The organism is Xanthomonas sp. MLO165, from assembly GCF_018831305.1.
In the GTDB taxonomy this organism is placed as follows: Bacteria; Pseudomonadota; Gammaproteobacteria; order Xanthomonadales; family Xanthomonadaceae; genus Xanthomonas; species Xanthomonas arboricola.
The window spans coordinates 4,546,940-4,566,386 of the sequence record NZ_CP029263.1 but is presented as its reverse complement, the minus strand read 5'-3'; the positions used below and the strand labels follow the sequence as shown (position 1 = coordinate 4,566,386).

Sequence of the window (19,447 nt, the reverse complement as noted above, 5' to 3'; positions counted from 1 at the left end):
GCTTTATCGGTAACGCCCGGTCGCGCGCAGGCACGCTCCTACGAGGGGAGGTGCTTACGCTGCGCCGCTCAGGTGTTCGTAGAGGATGACGCTGCCGACGATCACCAGGATCAAGCCGCCGAGGATCTCGGCGCGCTTGCCAATCAGGTTGCCGAGCACGCGGCCCAGCATGACGCCTGCGGTGACCATGCTGAAGGTGCACAGCCCCACCACCACCGCCACCACGCCGATATGCACGTCCAGGAACGCCAGGCTCACGCCGACCGCCATCGCATCGATGCTGGTGGCAAAACCGGTGGTGGCCAGGGCGAGCAAGCCATGCCGTTTCGGGGTCTCGGACGTTGCTTCTTCAGCGTCGTCCGCATCGTTTCGCAGCCCGGCCACGATCATGTGTGTGCCCAGCGCACCGAGCAGCACGAAGGCGATCCAGTGGTCGTAGTCGGACACATAGCTGGACGCGGCGCGTCCCAGCAGCCAGCCGATCACCGGGGTGATCGCCTCGATGCAGCCGAAGATCAAGCCGGCGCGTAGCGCATCGCGCCACTGCGGCTTGCGCATCGCCGCGCCCTTGCCGATCGCCGCGGCAAACGCATCGGTCGACATCGCGAAACCGATCAAAACAATGGAAAAAGGGGACATCGACATTCTCGGGTTGGGCACGGTCACAACGACATGCGCCCGCGCCAACCTTCGTCGTGCACGCATGCCGCTGGTCTCGCCAAACCGGAACTGGTTGCCTGCACCACGGCGCAACGGCCGAGTATGTTGATGCAGGCGCTTCCGACGATGCGAAAGCAGGCTACTCCCCAAGGGGCGCGCAGTGTACCAACGCATGGCCGCGTTCGGTGCGTCTGCAGCGCACGCGAAGGTCGGTCTGATCTTTATAGCCGTGGCTATTGCGAGCAGGGGTGACGCGGTTTTTGCCTTGTTTTCAGGCATCAAAGCCAGGCAGGCATGTCCACGCAACGGCGCGATGCGGCACCCGATAGCCTTGACTATAGCGACGAACGGTCTGCATGCCGGTGACCGAGGTAGCGAAAAAACGCGGGGAAAGCCGCTGATGTGGGGTGTGCTGCAAGCAGTGCGAGTGGAAACGTCATGCTTGGATGCGCGTGCATGAGCCAGCGCTTGCTTCGTGCTGTCTTTCCAGACGTCGTGCAGGAGTGCCGCGATCGACAACGATGCCGCGATCTCCCCGGCGTCTCGATGTGCACGGCTTGCGATGCCGCAGGTGCTGGCGAAGTGGTTCGGGTGGACGGCGATGGCCAGGCTGCCATCGCAGCGCTGCGGAACGAGCGCGCTGCGCTCCACGCACAGGGCCGGCCGCGCTGCGGGAGGACCGCAGAAGTCAGCCTTCGGAAGCGAGCAACAGAAACACCAGCGCCGACGCAGACTCCCGGCGCGGGTCGCGGCTACATCAATGCGGCGGAAATCTCCGCCGTCGCCGCACACAGGGCCTGCAAGGCCGCGTGCGGGCCGACCAACTCCGGGCGGCGCGCGATGAAGGGAACGGTGAGCGTATAGGTCGCACTGCCGCGTTGCAGGATCGGTGCGGTCAGGTCGACCACGCCCACCACCGCTTCGCTGGGTTGCATGGCGTAGCCATCGTTGCGGGCCTGCGCGGCGGCGGCGAGGAACTGCGCACGCTCGAACGGCACCTCGCTGGCGTCGAGCATGTCCAGCCAGCGCGCCTGCATCTCCGGCTGCTGGAACGCGAACAGCACCAGCCCGGAGCTGGAATGGGTCAATGGGCGGCGGTGGCCCGGGCGCACCACCAGGCCCAGGTCGCTGGGCACGTCCATCTGCGCGATCACCACGATCTGGTCGCCGGACGGCGCCACCAGGTGGCAGGGCTGATAGATCGCATCGGCCAGCCGCCGCATCACCGGTAGTGCCGCTTCGCTGATGCTCTGCACCTGCGGCTGCTGCATGCCGAGCATGAACAACCGATTGGTCAGCACGTAGTCGCCCTCGCCGTCGCGGGTGAGATAGCCGCGCTCCTCCAGCACCTGCAGCATGCGGAAGATCTCCCCGCGCGAGCGGCCGATGCCCTGCGAGATCGCGCCCATGCTCATCGGCTGCGCCTGGCGGGCGAGCAGCTCGAGGATGTCCAGGCCCTTGTCCAGGGCGGGGGCGCGGTACTTGGCGGGTTCGGTGCTCATCCGTTTGCGGCTCCAGGCAAGGCTGCGGCGCGCCAGGGTACAGGCATCGCGGGCAGCGGTGAGAAGTGGCGCTTGCGTGCAAATATAAACAAAGATTTTATATTTGCATGGCGCTGGCGTGCGCAGTACGCTCGCCGCACAGCAACGCAAGCGCCACAGCCTTGGGAGGGGATCGGTCGCATGCATCACAGTGACATTGCCGCGTCACCGCGCGGCAACCTGGCGCGTACCGCCATGGTTCCCCTGTTGTTGATCGTGAGCCTGTTCTTTTTGTGGGGCATGGCCAACAACCTCAACGACATCCTGATCAAGCAGTTCAAGAAGGCCTTCGAGCTGACCGACCTGCAGGCAGGGCTGGTCCAGAGCGCGTTCTACCTGGGCTATTTCGTGTTCGCGATGCCGGCGGCGATGTTCATGCGCCGCCACAGCTACAAGGCGGCCGTGGTGCTGGGCCTGCTGCTGTATGCGTGCGGCGCGTTCCTGTTCTACCCGGCCGCGCAGGTGCATACCTACTGGCTGTTCCTGCTGGCCTTGTTCGTGATCGCCAGCGGCCTGGCGTTCCTGGAAACCACCGCCAACCCGCTGGTGACCGTGCTCGGCCCGGCAGAAGGCGCGGCGCGGCGGTTGAATCTGGCCCAGGCATTCAACCCATTGGGCTCGATCACCGGCGTACTGGTCGGCCAGCACTTCATCTTCTCCGGGGTGGAGCACACCCCGGCCGAACTGGCGGCAATGGCGCCAGCCGCGCGCGAGGCGTTCTTTGCCGCCGAATCCTCAGCCGTGCAGACGCCCTATCTGATCATCGGCGCCGTGGTGGTGCTGTGGGCGATCCTGATCGCGCTGGTGCGCTTTCCCACCGGCGCGCCGGAGAGCGATAGCGGCGTGGCGCCCAAGCGTGCACGCTTCGGCGAACTGCTGCGCAATCGGCGCTTCATGTTTTCGGTGGTGGCGCAGTTTTTCTACGTGGGTGCGCAGGTCGGTATCTGGAGTTATCTGATCCGCTATCTGCAGGATGCGGTGCCGGGCACGCCCGAAAAAACCGCCGCCACCTACCTGACCATCTCGCTGGTGCTGTTCATGGCCGGCCGCTTCGTCGGCACCGCACTGTTGCGCTATCTGGCGCCGGCCAGGTTGCTGGCGAGTTTTGCCACGATCAATCTGGTGTTGTGCGCGGTGGCGATCGCCTTCCCCGGTTGGACCGGCTTGTACGCGCTGGTGGCTGCCAGCGTGTTCATGTCGGTGATGTTCCCGACCATCTTTGCGCTGGGCCTGGATGGCATGCATGACGATGCGCGCAAGCTGGGTTCGTCGTTGCTGGTGATGTCCATCATCGGTGGCGCGCTGCTGACGGCGGTGATGGGCGCGGTGTCGGACATGGCCGGTATCCACTGGGCGATGGTGGTACCGGGTGGGTGCTTTGCGGTGATCCTGCTGTTCGCGTTGCGTGCGCGCCGCGCTGCGCCGGTGGTTGCAGGAGTGGGCGCATGAGCACGCGGCGTCTGTGTTACGTGCTGGATCTGCACGACGATCCGCAGTTGATCGCCGAGTACGAGCGTTGGCATCGGCCCAGCGAGGTCTGGCCGGAAGTGGTGGCCTCGCTGCAGCAGGCCGGCATCCAGGAGCTGGAGATCTTTCGCAGCGGCGACCGCCTGGTGATGCTGATGGAGGTCGGCGACGACTACGATCCGGCGGCCAAGGCGGCGCGGGATGCGGCCGATCCGCGTATCCAGGCCTGGGAAGACTTGATGTGGCGGTTTCAAAAGCCGTTGCCTGGCAGTGCGCCGGGAGAGAAGTGGCGCGAGGCCGGGCAGATCTTTGCCTTGAGTGCAGCGGTTGGAGCGGGGCAGGGTTAGGGTGTTGGCCTGCGTTTTTTGCGGATGTGTTGGCTCCGCAGTGAGGCGTTGGTCTTGAGTGTCTTTACTGCCGCTGCCGCCGGGCGTCGAAAAAGGTGTCTTTTGCGGGCGCAGCGTGAGTGGTGCAGCGCAGGCGTGACAGCTGCGTCGCAGATGCCCCAGGCAGAAGCGGTCTCGATCGCGATCGGGCAATCGGGCAATCGGGCAATCGGGCAATCGGGAAAGCCTGTCGCGGCTTGAGCCGCTCCTACGACACATCCTGCGATTAGATGATGCGGCGTGTTGGGTCACGCCTTCGCTGCGGCCAGGTCCTCGACCCGGAAGCGGCTGTCGGGTGGCGGAATTCTGCTATCCGGAGCCGTCGTGCGCGTGCTCCATGCACAAGCGGCCTCGGTCGCGATCAGGCAATCGGGAACGCCTGTCGCGGCTTGAGCCGCTCCTACGACATCCTGGGATCAGGTGATGCGTTGGATTAGGCCTTTGCCGTGGCCAGGTCTTCGACCCAGAAACGGCCGTCGGGGTAGCTGAATTCCGCGATGGAGGCCGGGTGCATTTCGGCGGAGAAGCCGGCGGCTTGCGGGGCCAGGTAGCGGCCGTGCTGGATGCGCACCGGGTCGAGGAAATGCTGGTGCAGGTGGTCGACGAATTCGATCGCGCGGTCTTCCATCTTGCCGGTGATGGCGACGAAGTCGGCCATGGCCAGGTGTTGCACCAGTTCGCACAGGCCGACGCCACCGGCATGCGGGAACACGCGGATGTTGAACTTGGCGGCCAGCAGCAGGATGGCGAGGTTTTCGTTGACGCCGCCCACGCGCGCGGCGTCGATCTGGATCAGGTCCACCGCGCCGGCCTGTAGCAACTGCTTGAACACCACGCGGTTCTGGGTGTGCTCGCCGGTGGAGACCGGCACCGGGGTGATGCCCTGGCGGATCGCGGCGTGGCCGAGCACGTCGTCCGGGCTGGTCGGTTCCTCGATCCAGGCGATGTCGAATTCGGCCAGCTGGCGCATCCAGTCGATCGCCGGGCCCACGTCCCAGCGCTGGTTGGCATCCACCGCCATCGCGATGTCCGGGCCGATCGCCTCACGCGCCAGGCGGCAGCGGCGGATGTCGTCCTGCACGTTGGCGCCGACCTTGAGCTTGATGGTGCGGAAGCCGTCGGCGACGGCTTCTTTTGCCAGCCGCACCAGCTTTTCGTCGGAGTAGCCGAGCCAGCCCGGTGATGTGGTGTAGGCGGGATAGCCCTGTTCGATCAGCGTGGCGATGCGTTGCGCACGCTGCGGTTGCGCATTGCGCAGGATTGCCAGCGCTTCGTCGCGGGTGAGCGCGTCGGTGAGGTAGCGGAAGTCGATGGTGTCGACCAACTGCTCCGGACTGAGCTCGCCGATGTAGCGCCACAGCGGCTTCTTCGCCGCGCGTGCGGCCAGGTCCCAGGCGGCGTTGATCACCGCGCCGATCGCCATGTGCATCACGCCCTTTTCCGGGCCCAGCCAGCGCAGCTGCGAGTCGTTGGTGAGCCGGCGCGCGAACGCACCCAGATCGGCAATGACTTCCTCGACCGACAGGCCGACCACGTGCTCGGCCAGTGCGGCCACCGCGGCGGTCTGCACATCGTTGCCGCGGCCGATGGTGAACACCAGGCCGTAGCCGGCCAGGTCATCCGGCGCATCGGTGCGCAGCACGACGTAGGCGGCCGAGTAATCCGGATCCGGATTCATCGCATCCGACCCATCCAGCTCGCGCGAGGTGGGGAAGCGGACGTCGTGGGTGTCGAGGGCGATGATGGTGCTCATGGAAGTCCTGGGCGATGGAAACGGGAATAAAACGCGCGAAATAAAACGGAAACGGAGACGGAGACGGGCGCCAGAGCCCCTCTCCCCGCGGGAGAGGGGGAGGGTACGGACGCGAAGCGCCGACTGTATTGAAGCGCTGCAGGTACGCATGCGTTTGCAACACAGATCAACGAACAACACAGATCAACGCATCACTGCACGACCAACTGCGTGTCACTACCAACGCGCGACAGCGCCTGGAAGTTCAACGCTCTCGCACGCCGCTTGAAAAATTTGCGCATGACACATCAACACACATGCCGACATGTCACGCCTGACGGCAAACGCACATCGCGACGAACTGCCTGGCTATGTCGCTACGTACCCTCACCCCAACTTCCGCTACGCACCCCGGCCCGCGCTTGCGGCGCGGGCGCACCAACGCACGCGCGCCAGTGGCGCGCAAGCCGTGCCCTAGTGCCCCGGTGGGAGAGGGGCTTTAGGCAGCATCACGCGGATGCGCCACCACCGGCTGGCGCTGGCGGCCCAGGCCTTCGATCTCCAGTTCCATCACGTCGCCCGGCTTCAGGTACACCGGCGGCTTCTGGCCCAGGCCCACGCCCGGCGGGGTGCCGGTGCTGATCACATCGCCCGGCATCAGCGTCATGTAGCGGCTGATGTGGCTGACCAGTTCGGCCACGCCGAACACCATCGTGCGGGTGCTGCCGTTCTGGTAGCGGTGGCCGTTGACCTCCAGCCACATCGACAGGTTCTGCGGGTCGGCGATTTCATCGCGGGTGACCAGCCACGGGCCGATCGGGCCGAAGGTGTCGGCGCTCTTGCCCTTGACCCACTGGCCGCCATGTTCGAGCTGGAACTCGCGCTCGGACAGATCGTTGATGACCGCGTAGCCGGCGACGTGGTTCAGCGCGTCGTCCACCGCCACATCGCGCGCCACATCGCCGATCACCACGCCCAGTTCCACTTCCCAGTCGCTCTTGACCGAGCCGCGCGGGATGATCACGGTGTCGTTGGGGCCGGTCACCGCAGTGGTGGCCTTCATGAAAAGGATCGGCATCTTGGGCACGTCCATGCCCGATTCGGCCGCGTGGTCGGCGTAGTTCAACCCCACGCAGATGAACTTGCCGATCTGCCCCACTGCGGCGCCATAACGCAGCTCGCCTTCGAGCAGCGGCAGCGTGGACACGTCCAGCGCACGCAGTTTTTCCAGGCCGGCATTGGTGATGTGCTCGCCGGCCACATCGTCGATCACGCCGCTCAAATCGCGGATGCGGCCTTCGCCATCGATCAGGCCGGGACGTTCCTGGCCAGGGGCGCCAACGCGTACGAGTTTCATGCAGTCTTCCTTTGCAGGTGAGGAATGGAGCGGCCAGCAACGCTAGCGCGCATGCATCGGGTGGATAAGGACGGCGTGCTCAAATCAAGCCACTACGGCTCGCATCCGGCACTGGCCGCCCACGTTACGGTGCGCAGCGCGATCAGTTGGACCAGCCGCCATCGATGATGTGGGTCTGGCCGGTGGTGAACGAGGATTCGTCCGAGGCCAGGTACACCACCAGCTGCGCGATTTCGCGCGGGTCGCCCAGGCGGCCCATCGGCTGGCGATCGGTGAAGCTCTTCCACACCGCCTGTTCGTCGCCGCCCAGCGCCTTGACGCGCTGGCCCAGCGACGGCGTCTTGATGGTGCCGGGGCAGATCGCGTTGCAACGCACGCCCTGGGCCACGTAATCGGCGGCAATGGCCTTGCTCAGGCCGATCACGGCGGCCTTGGTCACGCCATAGACGAAGCGGTTGGGCACGCCCTTGATGCTGGAGGCCACCGAGGACATGTTGATGATGCTGCCGCGGCCGCGTTCGAGCATGCTTGGCAGCACCGCCTTGCAGGTGTAGTACATCGCATCGACGTTGATCGAGAACGAGCGCCGCCAGGCCGGCTCGTCGCAATCGAGAATGCTGCCCTGGTGCACGAAGCCGGCGCAGTTGAACAGCACATCGAACGGGCCGTGCGCCGCGACCAGCGCGGCAACCGCCGACGCGTCGGTGACATCCAGCAGCTGGGTGGTGATGGCCTCCGATTCGGCCGCCAGCGCCTGCAGGGCAGCGGCGTCGATATCGGTGGCGATCACCTGCGCACCGGCGCGTGCGCAGGCCAGCGCGCTTTCGCGGCCGATGCCGGCGCCGGCGGCGGTGATCAGGCAGCGCTTGCCATGCAGGCGGTCGTTGGGAGTTACAGGGATCGAGACAGTCATACCGAAGAGGTTCCGTAGGTGGGGGCCGCCGGCCGTGGCAGACGATAGAACGAGCGTGCGTTGTCGCCGAACACCGCTTCGGCATGGCCGTCGGCATGTGTGGCGACCAGCTGCTGTGCGATGTCGAACCACTGCGCGTAATCGGCACGCTGGGTCAGCACCGGCCAGTCGCTGCCCCACAGCACACGCTGCGGGCCGAAGCGTGCGAACAGATGCGCGACATACGGTGCCAGCGCCTCCACGCCGGCGCCGCGCGCTGCTTCGGTGAGCAGGCCGGAGAGTTTGCAGTGCACGTTGGGATGCTGGGCCAGCGCGGCCATGCCGGCGGCCCAGGCGACGAATTCGCCTGCGGCGATCTGCGGCTTGCCGCCGTGATCGATGACCACGCGCAGCTGCGGATGGCGCTTCAGGCGTGCCTGCAGCGCCGGCACATGCACGCTGCGGATCAGGGCGTCGAAAGCCAGGTCGTGCGCGATCAGCGCATCGAAGGCGGCATCCAGTTCGGGCTGGGCCAGCCATTGCACATCGGCGATGTCCTGCACCATCGGGCGCAGACCCTTGAGCACGCCGCCGCCGGCCTGCACCAGCGCGTCGATGCGCGCGGCCGCATCGGGCGCGGCGAAATCGACCCAACCGACCACGCCGGCAATACGCGCATCGGCGCGTGCCAGCTCGAACAGGTAACGGGTTTCGGCTTCGGTCGCGGCGGCCTGCACCACCACCACGCCCTCCATATCGGCAGCGTCCAGCGCCTGACCGATATCGGCGGGGCCGAAGTCGCGATACAGCGGCGCCAGCTCGGGCGTCAGCCAGTGGTAATCGCCACGGGCCAGCTGCCAGAAATGCAGGTGTGCGTCGATGCGGCTCATGGCGTGGGCAGGTCCGCGTCGAGCAGGCCGCCATCGCGCAGGCGCTGCCACAGTGCCGGTGCGATCGGCGCCTGCAGGCGCCCGGCGGCCGATTGCACCTCGGCCACCGTCCGCATGCCGGCCACCACCGTGGTCACCGCCGGATGTGCCAGCGGAAACTGCAACGCCGCCGCGCCGATATCCACCTCGAATGCCGCGCAGGCCGCGTACAGGCGCTGCGCATGCTGCAGGGTGGCGGCGTCGACCGGGGCGTAGTTGTAGGTGGCGCCGGGGCCGCGTGCGTCGCTGAGCAGGCCGGAGCTGTACGGGCCGGCCGACAGGATCGCCACGTTGCGTTGCTGCGCCTGCTCGAGCAGGGCGCGGGCGCTGTGCTGTTCCAGCAGCGTGTAGCGGCCGGCCAGCATCACGCAATCGAGCGGAAAGCGTGGCAGCACCTCCAGTGCCACGTCCTGCTCGTTGACGCCCAGCCCGATCGCCCCGCAGGCACCGGCCGCCTTCAGCTCCGCCATCGCCGGCAAGGCCTCCTCCAAGGCCTGGCGCTGCACGTTGGCGTGGTTGTCGCCGTGGGTCAGCGCACCGATGTCGTGCAACAGCAGCACGTCGATGTAGTCGGTGCCCAGGCGCTCCAGGCTGGAGGCGAACGCGCGCCGCACGCCGTCGGCGCTGTAGTCGAACTCGGCGCGGCGGCCCGCCACCGCAAAGCCGTCGCGCCCGGCGGCGGCCTGCGCATCGTCGTAGATGCAGCGGCCGACCTTGGTCGACAGCGTGTACGCGCCGCGCGGCACGCCGGCCAGGCCACGGCCCAGGCGGCTCTCGCTCAGCCCGTAGCCGTAGTAAGGCGCGGTATCGAAATGGCGGATGCCGGCCTGGAAGGCCGCTGCCACGGCGGCCAGTGCCTGGTCTTCAGCGACCTCGGCATACAGATTGCCGATCGGCGCGGCACCAAAGCCCAGTGCCGAGAGCTGCACGTCGGTGTTGCCCAGACGCTGCCGTGCAATGGTCACGCTGCACGCTCCGCGTAGCTGGCGGTCGCCGAACAGGTGCTCACGCAATCTTTGAAGCAGTCACTGGGCATCGCAACGTCCACCAGCCGGCCGGTGCCGGTCTGTTCGCATATGAATATCGCAATCATAAGTGAACAGATCACGCTGCAGTGCAGCATCGCAGCTGGCGGCGTTCATCACGTGCGACATGTGTGGATTCCAGCACCTTGCCCGCTTGCAAGCTCCACACGCCGTGGTAGCTGATCTATGTCGAAATCCGCAGCTGGCATGAGCGCTTCCTATAACGCCGCCTGCGCGGTTGCCCCGGTCCGATGCCTGGGGCTAGATACCAGCCCGTCCCGCACGAACGCGCACCCATGCCAACCACCACCCGCCGGGACCTGTTCAAGGTGCTTGCCGCCGGCGCCGTTGTCGCCCCGCTGTCGCCGGCCGCACTGGCGGGCGACGCCCGCGCCGCCTGCACCGGCACCCCGCAGTGGGCGCGCGGTATCGAAGGCCAGCGCAAGGCAGACCTGGGCAACGGCACTTACCTCAATCCCATCGTGGCCGGCGATCACCCCGATCCCACCATCCTCAAGGATGGCGACGACTACTACATGACGTTTTCGTCGTTCCTTTCCTATCCGGGCATCGTGCTGTGGCATTCCACCGACCTGGTCAACTGGACGCCGCTCGGCCCGGCGCTGCGCAAGCAGCTGGGCACGATCTGGGCACTGGACCTGTGCAAGCACGATGGCCGCTACTTCATCTATATCCCGGCCAATCCGGACGACACCGGCTGGTCGATCTTCGTGATCTGGGCCGACGACATCCGCGGACCCTGGAGCGACCCGATCGATCTGCAGATCGCCGGCTGCATCGATCCCGGCCATGTGCTGGGCGAGGACGGCAAGCGCTACCTGTTCGTCAACGGCATCCGCAAAGTGCGCCTGCGCGACGACGGCCTGGCCACCGACGGGCAGGTGGAACCGGCCTACGCGCCCTGGCGCTATCCCGACGACTGGATCGTGGAGAACTTCGCCCCCGAAGGCCCCAAGCTGACCTGGCACGATGGGTGGCTGTACCTGGTCACCGCGGTCGGCGGCACCGCCGGTCCGGTGACCGGGCACATGGTCATCGCCGCGCGTGCGCGCTCGGTGCATGGGCCATGGGAGCACTGCCCGCGCAACCCGCTGGTGCGCACCCAGTCCGAACAGGAGCCGTGGTGGTCGCGCGGGCATGCCACGCTGGTGGAAGGGCCGCGTGGCGACTGGTGGATGGTCTATCACGGCTACGAAAACGGCTTCCGCACGCTGGGCCGGCAGACCCTGCTGGAGCCGATCGAGTGGACCGCCGATGGCTGGTTCCGCGCCACCGGTGGCGATCTGTCCAGGCCATTGCGCACGCCTGCACGCGCAAACGCCGCCGGCAACGCGGCGCTCAGCGGTTTCGCCTTGTCGGACGATTTTTCCAGCGACAGGTTCGGCACCCAATGGAGCCTGCATGCGCCCGGGCCCGGCGAGCAGGCGCGCGTGCAACGGGCAGATCGGTCGCTCACGCTGGCCTGTTCCGGCAGCTCGCCGGCCGACAGCTCGCCACTGACCTGCGGCGTGCCCGATCGCGGCTACGTCGCCGAGGTCGCGCTGGAACTCATCGGCAATGCCGAGGGCGGCCTGTTGCTGTTCTACAACCACAAGGCCTTCGTCGGCATCGGCGTTACGCCCGACACCATCAAGACCTATGAGTACTCCGAAGAACTGGTGTGGGCGCGCGCGCCCAACACGCACCGACGCATCCGCCTGCGTCTGAGCAACGAGGCGCATGTCGTGACCTTCGACTATTCGTTCGACCAGGGCCGGCAGTGGATCCGCCACCCGACGCGCATGGAAATGTCCGGCTTCCACCACAACGTGTTCGGCGGCTTCCTGAGCCTGCAGCTTGGCATCTACGCCGCGCAGCAGGGCGCAGTGGTGTTGCGCGATTTCCGCTATCGCGCGCTGCGCTGAGCGCGGTGCTGCCGGCAAACGGCGGGGCCCGGGGGACCCCGCCGTCAGACCTAAAGCGACTGATGAGGCTGAACTGCGCAGTAGGTGTGATAGCCGCTGTCAGCCGCAGCAGTAGCAGACGTTGCCCTGCCCCAGGTCGCCGCCAAACTCCGGACATTCGGCTTTGCAGGCCCACGCACTACACGATTCGGTCTTCGGCTGTGCGTTATCGACCGCCATCACCTGGAACGCACCGAAACCGGTACTGGCCAGGAACGTGGCCGCCATCAACGCCGTCCGCAAGGTACCCCAACGCTTCTTCATGCATTACTCCTTCACCGTTGCCAAAGCCGCTGGCGCATCCGTGCGGCGCAAGGCGGCGACCAGGTCCTGCACCTGCTCCGTGGTATCGAAGACGCCAAGACGGGAATGGCGCACGCGCCCCTGCCCGTCGATGGCCATCAGCAGTGGCACGTTGCGCGCGCGAAACAGCATCAACGCGCGACGATCGGTCAACGTGACCACAGGGAAATCGAAGCCATGCACATGCGCATAGCGCGCAGCCTGCGTCGCATCGCACTGGCACACGCCGAGCAACTGCGGACGGCCGGGCAGATTGGCCTGCAGCTGCCGCGCCGCACGCAGCACGGTAGGGGCCGAGCGCTGGCAATACGGGCAGGTGGTGGTGAAGAAGAACAGCACCTGCGCCTGTCCCTGCGGCACGCCGAGCAGATGACGCTGGCCGGCGGTATCGGTGACCTCGATGCGCGGCACGTACATGCCGTCATACGGCGCGCTGATGCGGGCCTGCAGCAACTGCTGCTGCGCGTGCAGCTGCTTGTTCTGCCATGCCAGCACCGCGATCAATGCACAGGCAATCAGCAGCCCGGTCCAGAGCCAGGGGAAACGTCGCGCCATGCCAGCTCCAGTAGCGTCATCAAGCCCGAGCCTTGCCCAGGCATGAGTTGATGGTCAATGGTGATATCGACAACTGCGATGTCGCGCGGTGCGGGGTTGTGGAGGCGGTCACGCCGCTGCGCTTGGGCTTGCCAGTCTCGCAGCGGTTGGCAGGGGTCGATTGCGCAACAGTGGTGTGTCGATCAACAGCAGTGCGCCGTGTCTGCGAGGCACGCAGCACTATCCGAACCATCGATGAAAGAGTGCGTGCGGCGACTGCGCGTGTTCCTGCGATCGGTGGCTGCAAGCATTGCCGCCGTCATCTGATTCTTGCCGCTGGCACCGATCATTGCCGACCGATGACGCGGTGCCCTACCGCCAGGCGAGCACAAGCGGTGCGCGATCCATCAGCGCTGATCTGCAGCGCGGCTCCAATGTGCTGGCAGCAGGCAGACGCGCGTTCGGCTAGCGGGTGTTGGCCCCGCCGCTCACTCGACGCCGCGCACGAACAGCAGCTCCAGATCGCGCATCGGCACGAAGTCGGCCTGCCTGAACTGGAAGGTCAGCGGATCGATCTTCTTCAGCGCGCCGTCGAAGCACAGGCTGAGGATGTCGCTGGCGGCCTGTTTGCGGATGGTCAGCTGGAAGTCCTTGATCGGGCCGTTCCAGTTCTTGCCGGTGGTCAGCACATAGCGCAGGTTGGCCCAGCGCAGGCCGTGCGCACCCTCGCGCCGCTGCATGCTGGCCTTGGTGGCCGGTTCGATGCAGGTGCGCTTTGCATACGACTCCAGCAGGAACGCGCTGCTCTGCGGCACGCCGGTGGACAGGCTGGGCGCGTAGGCATGCCGGATCTGCACGCTGCCCCGTGCCGGGAAGAGCTGTTGCCAGACGAAGTACTCGCTGAGCGTGAAGCGCGGTTGCTGGTCCCGGTCGATCCAGCGCGCCGGCAACGGCGTGCGCCCGGTCGGCACGTTGCCCGATTCGGCGAACGCGGCGATATCGTCGGTGCTCCAGCCGGTGGCGGCGAATGCCTTGGAGATGTCGCTGCCATCGTCCAGCAACACCACCAGCTTGCGCGTGGTGGTCACCGGTTTGCCGTCCACCCACAGGTTGAAATCGGTCAGTTCGCTGTGATCGGCCATGCCGAAATACATCGGCGGCATCGGGAAGGCGATCGGCACGCTCAATGCGCGCGCGCTGTGGTTGGTGAACACGTAGTCCACCTGCACGCGCTCCTCGCTGAGCAGCAGCGCTTCCTTGTCCATGCTGATATCGGGCTGATGCAACAGCCGGATGGTGCCGTTGTCGTCGCCGAAGCTGCTGTCGTTGGCCTGCGCACTGCCGCAGCCGAGTGCGGCCAGCGCAAGGACCAACCCGAGCGGGCCGCGCGGAAAAGAGAGTGGCTGCATGGATCCCCTGGCACCGGCACGCACCGACGCGCCGCAGGCGCACAGCATGCCACGCACCTGCCGATGCCGCAGCGCGGGCATGCATGGCATCAACTGCGCATGGCGTACAGTCGCATGCCCTGCGCACTCCAATCCCACGCTCCGATGCCTTCCTACGTTTCCCTGCTGGCTGTCGCCGCCTGCCTGATGCTGCCACTGCAAGACAGCCTCGCTGCTGCGCCCGATCGCAGCCAGCCTGCCGCCGTGGTCTCAAGCTGCACCGCCGATGCGTACAGCAGCTGTCCGCCCTGGATGCCGTCGCAGCGTGAGATGCGCACGGTGCTTGCCGATTACTTCTGCGAGGCGGCCGATCGCGGGCTGGTCCGGCCACGCGTGAGTCGCGTGGTGCGCGCGGAGACCTCGCAGGTCACCTGCGCTGCCTTGGGGCCGGAAGCCAATTCCAATATCGTGTGCGGAGGCGACATGCATTTCATCGGCCCCGACGGCCGCACCGATTTCGTCACCTTCAGCCCCACCATGCATCGCCAGGACGATGGGCGCTATGCGATCTATGAAGGCGAGGACGAAAACGAAAACGCGGTGTGGCATGTGCCCTCGCCGCAAAGCGCGTCGAAGGTCTGCACGGGCCAGCCGTTGCGTTGATTGTCCTCTGCGGTGGTGACCTCACGCGCCGCTTCGCTGCGGCGGTAGGCCCTCGTTTTCGCAGGCCGGCTGACGAACGCGCTCAGTCTTCTTCAGGCGGCGGCAGCACGATGCCGTCGGCATCGATGGCGAGCTTGCCGGCCATCAGCACCGCCTGGGTGCGGTTGGTGACGCCGAGCTTGCGCAGGATCGCGGTGACATGCGCCTTGATGGTGGCCTCGGACACGCCCAGGTCGTAGGCGATCTGCTTGTTGAGACGCCCGGCGCCGAGCATCTGCAGCACGCGGAACTGTTGCGGAGTGAGATCGCGCAGGCGCTGGCCCACTTCGCGTTCTTCGCTGTCGGTCGGCGGCAGGTTCTGCGCTTCGGCCGGGATCCAGCGCTCGCCATCGAGCACCGTGGCCAGGGCGCGGCCGATGGTGTCCGAATCGGCGGACTTGGGAATGAACCCGAACGCGCCATGGTCGATCGCACGCCGCATCACCGTCGGCTCTTCGCGTGCCGACACCACCACCACCGGCAGCTGCGGATGCAGCGAGCGCATATGCACCAGCGCGCTGAATCCCTGCGCGCCCGGCATGTTGAGATCCATCAACAGCAGATCGGCATCCGGTTGCGCATCGGCCAGGGTGTACAGCGCATCCACCGTGTCGGCCTCGAACAACTGCACCCCCGGCATCACGCGCTGCACAGCCCCGCGCAAGGCTTCACGGAACAGGGGATGGTCATCGGCGATCAGCAGGGTGGTCATTGAGGGGCTGGGATTGGGGATGGGGGGAGTGGGGATTTGCAGAAGCGCGGGATGGGGGGATTTGGGAGTCGGGATTCGTGGAAGCAGGGATGTCGGAATTCGCAAGAGCCGGTCTGAAAGCGCCGTCTGCGTCCCGACTGCCGTTCAATACCGGACATTCGAACGCGGAATGGCGGAGGACTGGGAACCCGCTTCTGCGAATCCCCACTCCCGAATGCCCAATCCCCGCCCCTCAGCGCGCCAACCGCTCGCTCACCAACGAATCCACCACCGACGGATCGGCCAGGGTCGAGGTGTCGCCGAGTTGATCGGGGGCGTTTTCGGCGATCTTGCGCAGGATGCGGCGCATGATCTTGCCCGAGCGGGTCTTGGGCAGGCCCGGTGCCCATTGCAGGTGATCGGGCGAGGCGATCGGGCCGATCTCCTTGCGCACCCAGCTCACCAGTTCCTTGTGCAGTTCCTCGCTCGGGGTTTCGCCGGCGATCAGGGTGACATAGGCATAGATGCCCTGGCCCTTGACGTCGTGCGGGAAGCCGACCACGGCCGCTTCGGCGACCTTCGGGTGCGAGACCAGCGCGCTTTCCACTTCGGCGGTGCCGATGCGGTGGCCGGACACGTTGATCACATCGTCCACGCGGCCGGTGATCCAGTAATAGCCATCGGCATCGCGGCGGCAGCCGTCGCCGGTGAAGTAGCTGCCCGGATAGGTGCGGAAGTAGGTGTCGATGAAGCGCTGATGGTCGCCATAGACCGAGCGCATCTGGCCCGGCCACGAATCCAGCAGCACCAGGTTGCCTTCGGTGGCGCCTTCCAGGATCTTGCCTTCGGCATCCACCAGTGCCGGCTGCACGCCGAAGAACGGCAGGGTGGCCGAGCCCGGCTTGAGATCGACCGCGCCGGCCAGCGGCGAGATCAGGATGCCGCCGGTTTCGGTCTGCCACCAGGTGTCCACGATCGGGCAGCGGCTGTCGCCGACCACCTCGTAGTACCAGCGCCAGGCTTCCGGATTGATCGGCTCGCCGACACTGCCGAGCAGGCGCAGGCTCTTGCGCGAGGTCTTCTTGACCGGCTCCTCGCCATCGCGCATCAGCGCGCGGATCGCGGTGGGCGCGGTGTAGAAGATGCTGACCTTGTGCTTGTCGATCACTTCCCAGAAGCGCGACACGTTCGGGTAGTTCGGCACGCCCTCGAACATCACTGCGGTGGCGCCGTTGGCGAGCGGGCCATAGACGATGTAGCTGTGGCCGGTGACCCAGCCCACGTCGGCGGTGCACCAGTAGATGTCGTCCTCGCGCAGGTCGAACACCACTTCATGCGTGTAGCTGGCAAATAGTAGATAGCCGGCGGTGGTGTGCAGCACGCCCTTGGGCTTGCCGGTGGAACCGGAGGTGTAGAGGATGAACAACGGATCTTCCGCGTTCATGCGCTCGGGTTCGCACTCGGCCGGCTGGCCGTCGACCACATCGTGGAACCAGCGATCGCGCGGTGCCTGCATCTCCACCGCACCGCCGGTGTGGCGCACCACCAGTACCGTTTCCACGGTGTTGGTGCCGGGCAGTTTCAGCGCCGCATCGACATTGGCCTTGAGCGGAATCTTCTTGCCGCCGCGCAGGCCTTCGTCGGCGGTGATGATCAGCTTGCTCTGGCAATCGACCACGCGGTCGGCGATCGAGTTGGCGGCAAACCCGCCGAACACCACCGAGTGCACCGCACCGATGCGCGCGCAGGCGAGCATGGCCACGGCGGCATCGACGATCATCGGCAGATAGATGGTGACGCGGTCGCCCTTCTTGACGCCGAGATTGCGCAGCGCATTGCCGAGCTTGCAGACGCGCTCGTACAGCTCGCGATAGGTGACCGGGTAGGACTGCGCATCCGGGCTGTCGGGTTCGAACAACAGCGCGGTCTTGTCGCCGCGCGTGGCCAGCTGGCGGTCCAGGCAGTTGACGCTGGCATTGAGCTCGCCATCGCCGAACCAGCGGATATGGAAATCGTCCAGCGCGTAGCTGACGTCCTTCACCTGGGTGGGTTGCTTGAACCATTCCAGCCGCTGCGCGGCCTTGCCCCAGAATTGCTCGGGGTGTTCGATCGATTCGCGGTACAGCGTTGCGTACTGCTCGCGCGTAATGCGCGCATCGGCGGCGAACGCGGGATCGACGGGATAAACATCAGCCATGGCACCCTCACTTGCGATGAACTTGTCGGAAGAGGACGTTGCGGCTGCCCTCGGTAGGCAATCAGTGTGCCGCATCCATTCTGTCCCGGCGTTCAACCGCGCCTTAGACCTTGGTCTTAACCGCCGCAGCGCGCGATCGGCAATCGGTTGCCGGCCCTGGTGCGACGATCGGTCACCTTGCGGAATGCTGCGTTGCAGCTACGACCAAAGGCGAATAGGCTCCAAAGCGCGGACTGCCTCACGCTCCGCACAGCATCGCCATCAAGCGCGAGGCCTTATCGGGGAGAGGGGTCCATGACACACCGTACTGCACCGTTGGTGCGCCATCCGCTGGCGGCTGCCTTGTTCGTGGCGAGCATCCTGCCGGGCGTGGCGTTCGCGCAGACCGCCAAGGAAAAGGCGCTGGAAGCACGCATTGCCGAGCTCGAGCGTCAGGTCCAGCTGCTGGTGTCGGCGCAGCAACAACAGCAGGGCCAGATCACGCAGACGCAGACCCAGGTGACCGAGGTGCGCGCCGCGCAGGCACAGGCACCGGCCGCGCCTGCAGTGCCGGCCGGCAAGCGGCCGATCCAGCTGACCAGCATCACGCCGAACGCAGCGGCGGGGACAACGTTCCGTTACGGTGGTTTCATCAAGGCCGACTTCATGACCACCCGCACCTCCGACGGCGCATTGCCCGAAGGCGCGGTGGGCCGTTACCTGTACATCCCGACCCAGACGCCGGTCGGTGGCCAGGCCTCGAGCACCGATACCGACTTCCATGCCAAGTTCTCGCGCTTCAACCTGGGCGTGGACACCGTCACCGAAAACGGCGACAAGATCACCGGCTTCATCGAACTGGATTTCTTCGGCAACGCGCTGGCCAACCAGGTCAACAACCTGTACGGCGGCACCCTGCGCCACGCCTACGTGAGCTGGAACAACTGGCTGGCCGGCCAGACCTGGTCCAACTTCATCGATTCCACGATCCTGCCCGAGGCCGCCGACATCGTCGGGCCGACCGACGGCGCGCTGTTCAGCCGCCAGACCCAGATCCGCTACACCCGTGGCGCCTTCAGCGTGTCGGCGGAAAACCCCGAGACGCTGACCACGCCCTACCAGGGCGGCAACACCATCCTGGCCTCCGACCACGGTGCGATGCCGGACCTGACCGCGCGCTACAACTGGAAGGGCACCTGGGGCACGTTCGGCCTGTCGGCGATCGCGCGCCAGTACCGCACGCGCAGCGCGCTGACCAACGACACCGACTTCGGCGGCGCGATTGCCGGCGGCGGCCGCTGGATCATCAATTCCAACAACGATCTGCGCTACCAGCTCAGCTACGGCGAGGGCCTGGGGCGCTATCTGGGCCTGGGCAACGGCTCGGATGTGGAGATCGACATGGACGGCAACATCCAGACCGTCAGCACGATCGCCGGCTGGGTGGCTTGGCGCCACGACTACAACGCCAAGCTGCGCAGCACGATCATGTATTCGCGGGTGAACTACGACCACGACATCGCCAATACCGGCGCGCTTGCGAGCAAATCGCAGCAGAGCATCCGCGCCAACGTGTTCTATTCACCGCTGCCCAAGGTCGATGTGGGCGCGGAGCTGATGTATGGCCGTCGCGAAGCCGAGAACGGCGACAGCGGCGACATTTCGCGCCTGCAATTCACCACCAAGTACAGCTTCTAGTT

17 protein-coding genes and 1 riboswitch are annotated in these 19,447 nt (G+C 66.2%); of the genes, 5 read left to right on the top strand and 12 right to left on the bottom strand.

Going from position 1 to position 19,447, the window contains the following annotated elements; genetic code table 11:
• Positions 1-54: 54 nt before the first annotated feature.
• Together DGN21_RS19230 and DGN21_RS19225 are read right to left on the bottom strand one after the other, a co-directional pair.
• A complete protein-coding gene (locus DGN21_RS19230; RefSeq protein ID WP_039521230.1) occupies positions 55-639 on the bottom strand; it encodes a manganese efflux pump MntP family protein in 585 nt (194 codons plus the stop codon).
• 12 nt (positions 640-651) lie between these two features.
• A riboswitch (yybP-ykoY riboswitch) is annotated at positions 652-814 on the bottom strand.
• A 598-nt stretch (positions 815-1,412) separates the two neighbouring features.
• Positions 1,413-2,162, bottom strand: coding sequence for a helix-turn-helix domain-containing protein (locus DGN21_RS19225; RefSeq protein WP_126965094.1), 750 nt, complete (start codon positions 2,160-2,162; stop codon positions 1,413-1,415).
• Positions 2,163-2,342: 180 nt separating this feature from the next.
• Between DGN21_RS19225 and fucP the strand changes: the two genes are divergently transcribed.
• Both fucP and DGN21_RS19215 read left to right on the top strand, forming a co-directional pair.
• Complete coding sequence (gene fucP, locus DGN21_RS19220; protein WP_126965095.1) at positions 2,343-3,650, top strand: L-fucose:H+ symporter permease; 1,308 nt, start codon at positions 2,343-2,345, stop codon at positions 3,648-3,650.
• A complete protein-coding gene (locus DGN21_RS19215) occupies positions 3,647-4,015 on the top strand; it encodes an L-fucose mutarotase (protein WP_104575721.1) in 369 nt (122 codons plus the stop codon). Before fucP ends, DGN21_RS19215 begins: the two co-directional genes overlap by 4 nt.
• Positions 4,016-4,487: 472 nt before the next feature.
• Here the strand turns inward: DGN21_RS19215 and DGN21_RS19210 are convergent, their stop codons facing one another.
• The 5 genes from DGN21_RS19210 to DGN21_RS19190 form a co-directional block, all read right to left on the bottom strand.
• Positions 4,488-5,807 carry an L-fuconate dehydratase gene (locus tag DGN21_RS19210; protein ID WP_104569533.1) on the bottom strand — a complete coding sequence of 440 codons (1,320 nt, stop codon included), beginning with the start codon at positions 5,805-5,807 and terminating at the stop codon, positions 4,488-4,490.
• Positions 5,808-6,285: 478 nt separating this feature from the next.
• Positions 6,286-7,143, bottom strand: a complete 858-nt coding sequence (locus tag DGN21_RS19205) for a fumarylacetoacetate hydrolase family protein (protein ID WP_104569534.1) — start codon at positions 7,141-7,143, stop codon at positions 6,286-6,288.
• A gap of 142 nt (positions 7,144-7,285) precedes the next feature.
• Positions 7,286-8,056, bottom strand: coding sequence for an SDR family oxidoreductase (locus tag DGN21_RS19200; RefSeq protein ID WP_164738837.1), 771 nt, complete (start codon positions 8,054-8,056; stop codon positions 7,286-7,288).
• The gene (locus DGN21_RS19195) at positions 8,053-8,925 is read right to left on the bottom strand and encodes an amidohydrolase family protein (RefSeq protein WP_164738838.1); all 873 of its coding nucleotides are present in this window, start codon (positions 8,923-8,925) and stop codon (positions 8,053-8,055) included. The genes DGN21_RS19200 and DGN21_RS19195 overlap by 4 nt, the downstream gene beginning before the upstream one ends.
• Entirely contained in the window at positions 8,922-9,929 is a 1,008-nt protein-coding gene (locus DGN21_RS19190) for an aldo/keto reductase (protein ID WP_311542833.1), read from the bottom strand. Before DGN21_RS19190 ends, DGN21_RS19195 begins: the two co-directional genes overlap by 4 nt.
• Positions 9,930-10,285: 356 nt before the next feature.
• Here DGN21_RS19190 and DGN21_RS19185 point away from each other — a divergent pair, with 356 nt between their 5' ends.
• The gene (locus DGN21_RS19185; RefSeq protein WP_184577917.1) at positions 10,286-11,914 is read left to right on the top strand and encodes a family 43 glycosylhydrolase; all 1,629 of its coding nucleotides are present in this window, start codon (positions 10,286-10,288) and stop codon (positions 11,912-11,914) included.
• Between the two features lie 99 nt (positions 11,915-12,013).
• Here DGN21_RS19185 and DGN21_RS19180 read toward each other — a convergent pair whose 3' ends face one another.
• The 3 genes from DGN21_RS19180 to DGN21_RS19170 form a co-directional block, all read right to left on the bottom strand.
• Positions 12,014-12,217, bottom strand: coding sequence for a hypothetical protein (locus DGN21_RS19180; RefSeq protein WP_016901788.1), 204 nt, complete (start codon positions 12,215-12,217; stop codon positions 12,014-12,016).
• A 3-nt stretch (positions 12,218-12,220) separates the two neighbouring features.
• On the bottom strand, positions 12,221-12,811 hold the full coding sequence (locus DGN21_RS19175) for a TlpA disulfide reductase family protein (protein WP_184551848.1): 591 nt from the start codon (positions 12,809-12,811) through the stop codon (positions 12,221-12,223).
• Positions 12,812-13,278: 467 nt separating this feature from the next.
• Positions 13,279-14,199: a DUF4424 family protein gene (locus tag DGN21_RS19170; RefSeq protein WP_166771891.1), complete on the bottom strand. Its 921-nt coding sequence runs from the start codon at positions 14,197-14,199 to the stop codon at positions 13,279-13,281.
• 309 nt (positions 14,200-14,508) lie between these two features.
• Between DGN21_RS19170 and DGN21_RS19165 the strand changes: the two genes are divergently transcribed.
• A complete protein-coding gene (locus tag DGN21_RS19165; RefSeq protein WP_252374673.1) occupies positions 14,509-14,841 on the top strand; it encodes a hypothetical protein in 333 nt (110 codons plus the stop codon).
• 82 nt (positions 14,842-14,923) lie between these two features.
• On the opposite strand, the gene DGN21_RS19160 is transcribed toward DGN21_RS19165, so the two are convergent.
• On the bottom strand, positions 14,924-15,592 hold the full coding sequence (locus DGN21_RS19160; protein WP_016901792.1) for a response regulator transcription factor: 669 nt from the start codon (positions 15,590-15,592) through the stop codon (positions 14,924-14,926).
• A 232-nt stretch (positions 15,593-15,824) separates the two neighbouring features.
• The gene (gene acs, locus DGN21_RS19155) at positions 15,825-17,768 is read right to left on the bottom strand and encodes an acetate--CoA ligase (RefSeq protein WP_039513479.1); all 1,944 of its coding nucleotides are present in this window, start codon (positions 17,766-17,768) and stop codon (positions 15,825-15,827) included.
• A 294-nt stretch (positions 17,769-18,062) separates the two neighbouring features.
• Between acs and DGN21_RS19150 the strand changes: the two genes are divergently transcribed.
• Positions 18,063-19,445 carry a DcaP family trimeric outer membrane transporter gene (locus DGN21_RS19150; RefSeq protein ID WP_039521213.1) on the top strand — a complete coding sequence of 461 codons (1,383 nt, stop codon included), beginning with the start codon at positions 18,063-18,065 and terminating at the stop codon, positions 19,443-19,445.
• The last annotated feature ends 2 nt before the right edge of the window (positions 19,446-19,447 follow it).

Coding starts and splice junctions, on each gene's coding strand:
- DGN21_RS19200 (WP_164738837.1), bottom strand. CDS start 8,056: ATGACTGTCTCGATCCCTGTAACTCCCAACGACCGCCTGCATGGCAAG.
- DGN21_RS19185 (WP_184577917.1), top strand. CDS start 10,286: ATGCCAACCACCACCCGCCGGGACCTGTTCAAGGTGCTTGCCGCCGGC.
- DGN21_RS19150 (WP_039521213.1), top strand. CDS start 18,063: ATGACACACCGTACTGCACCGTTGGTGCGCCATCCGCTGGCGGCTGCC.
- DGN21_RS19210 (WP_104569533.1), bottom strand. CDS start 5,807: ATGAGCACCATCATCGCCCTCGACACCCACGACGTCCGCTTCCCCACC.
- DGN21_RS19225 (WP_126965094.1), bottom strand. CDS start 2,162: ATGAGCACCGAACCCGCCAAGTACCGCGCCCCCGCCCTGGACAAGGGC.
- DGN21_RS19230 (WP_039521230.1), bottom strand. CDS start 639: ATGTCCCCTTTTTCCATTGTTTTGATCGGTTTCGCGATGTCGACCGAT.
- acs (WP_039513479.1), bottom strand. CDS start 17,768: ATGGCTGATGTTTATCCCGTCGATCCCGCGTTCGCCGCCGATGCGCGC.
- DGN21_RS19195 (WP_164738838.1), bottom strand. CDS start 8,925: ATGAGCCGCATCGACGCACACCTGCATTTCTGGCAGCTGGCCCGTGGC.
- fucP (WP_126965095.1), top strand. CDS start 2,343: ATGCATCACAGTGACATTGCCGCGTCACCGCGCGGCAACCTGGCGCGT.
- DGN21_RS19180 (WP_016901788.1), bottom strand. CDS start 12,217: ATGAAGAAGCGTTGGGGTACCTTGCGGACGGCGTTGATGGCGGCCACG.
- DGN21_RS19160 (WP_016901792.1), bottom strand. CDS start 15,592: ATGACCACCCTGCTGATCGCCGATGACCATCCCCTGTTCCGTGAAGCC.
- DGN21_RS19165 (WP_252374673.1), top strand. CDS start 14,509: ATGCGCACGGTGCTTGCCGATTACTTCTGCGAGGCGGCCGATCGCGGG.
- DGN21_RS19175 (WP_184551848.1), bottom strand. CDS start 12,811: ATGGCGCGACGTTTCCCCTGGCTCTGGACCGGGCTGCTGATTGCCTGT.
- DGN21_RS19205 (WP_104569534.1), bottom strand. CDS start 7,143: ATGAAACTCGTACGCGTTGGCGCCCCTGGCCAGGAACGTCCCGGCCTG.
- DGN21_RS19170 (WP_166771891.1), bottom strand. CDS start 14,199: ATGCAGCCACTCTCTTTTCCGCGCGGCCCGCTCGGGTTGGTCCTTGCG.
- DGN21_RS19215 (WP_104575721.1), top strand. CDS start 3,647: ATGAGCACGCGGCGTCTGTGTTACGTGCTGGATCTGCACGACGATCCG.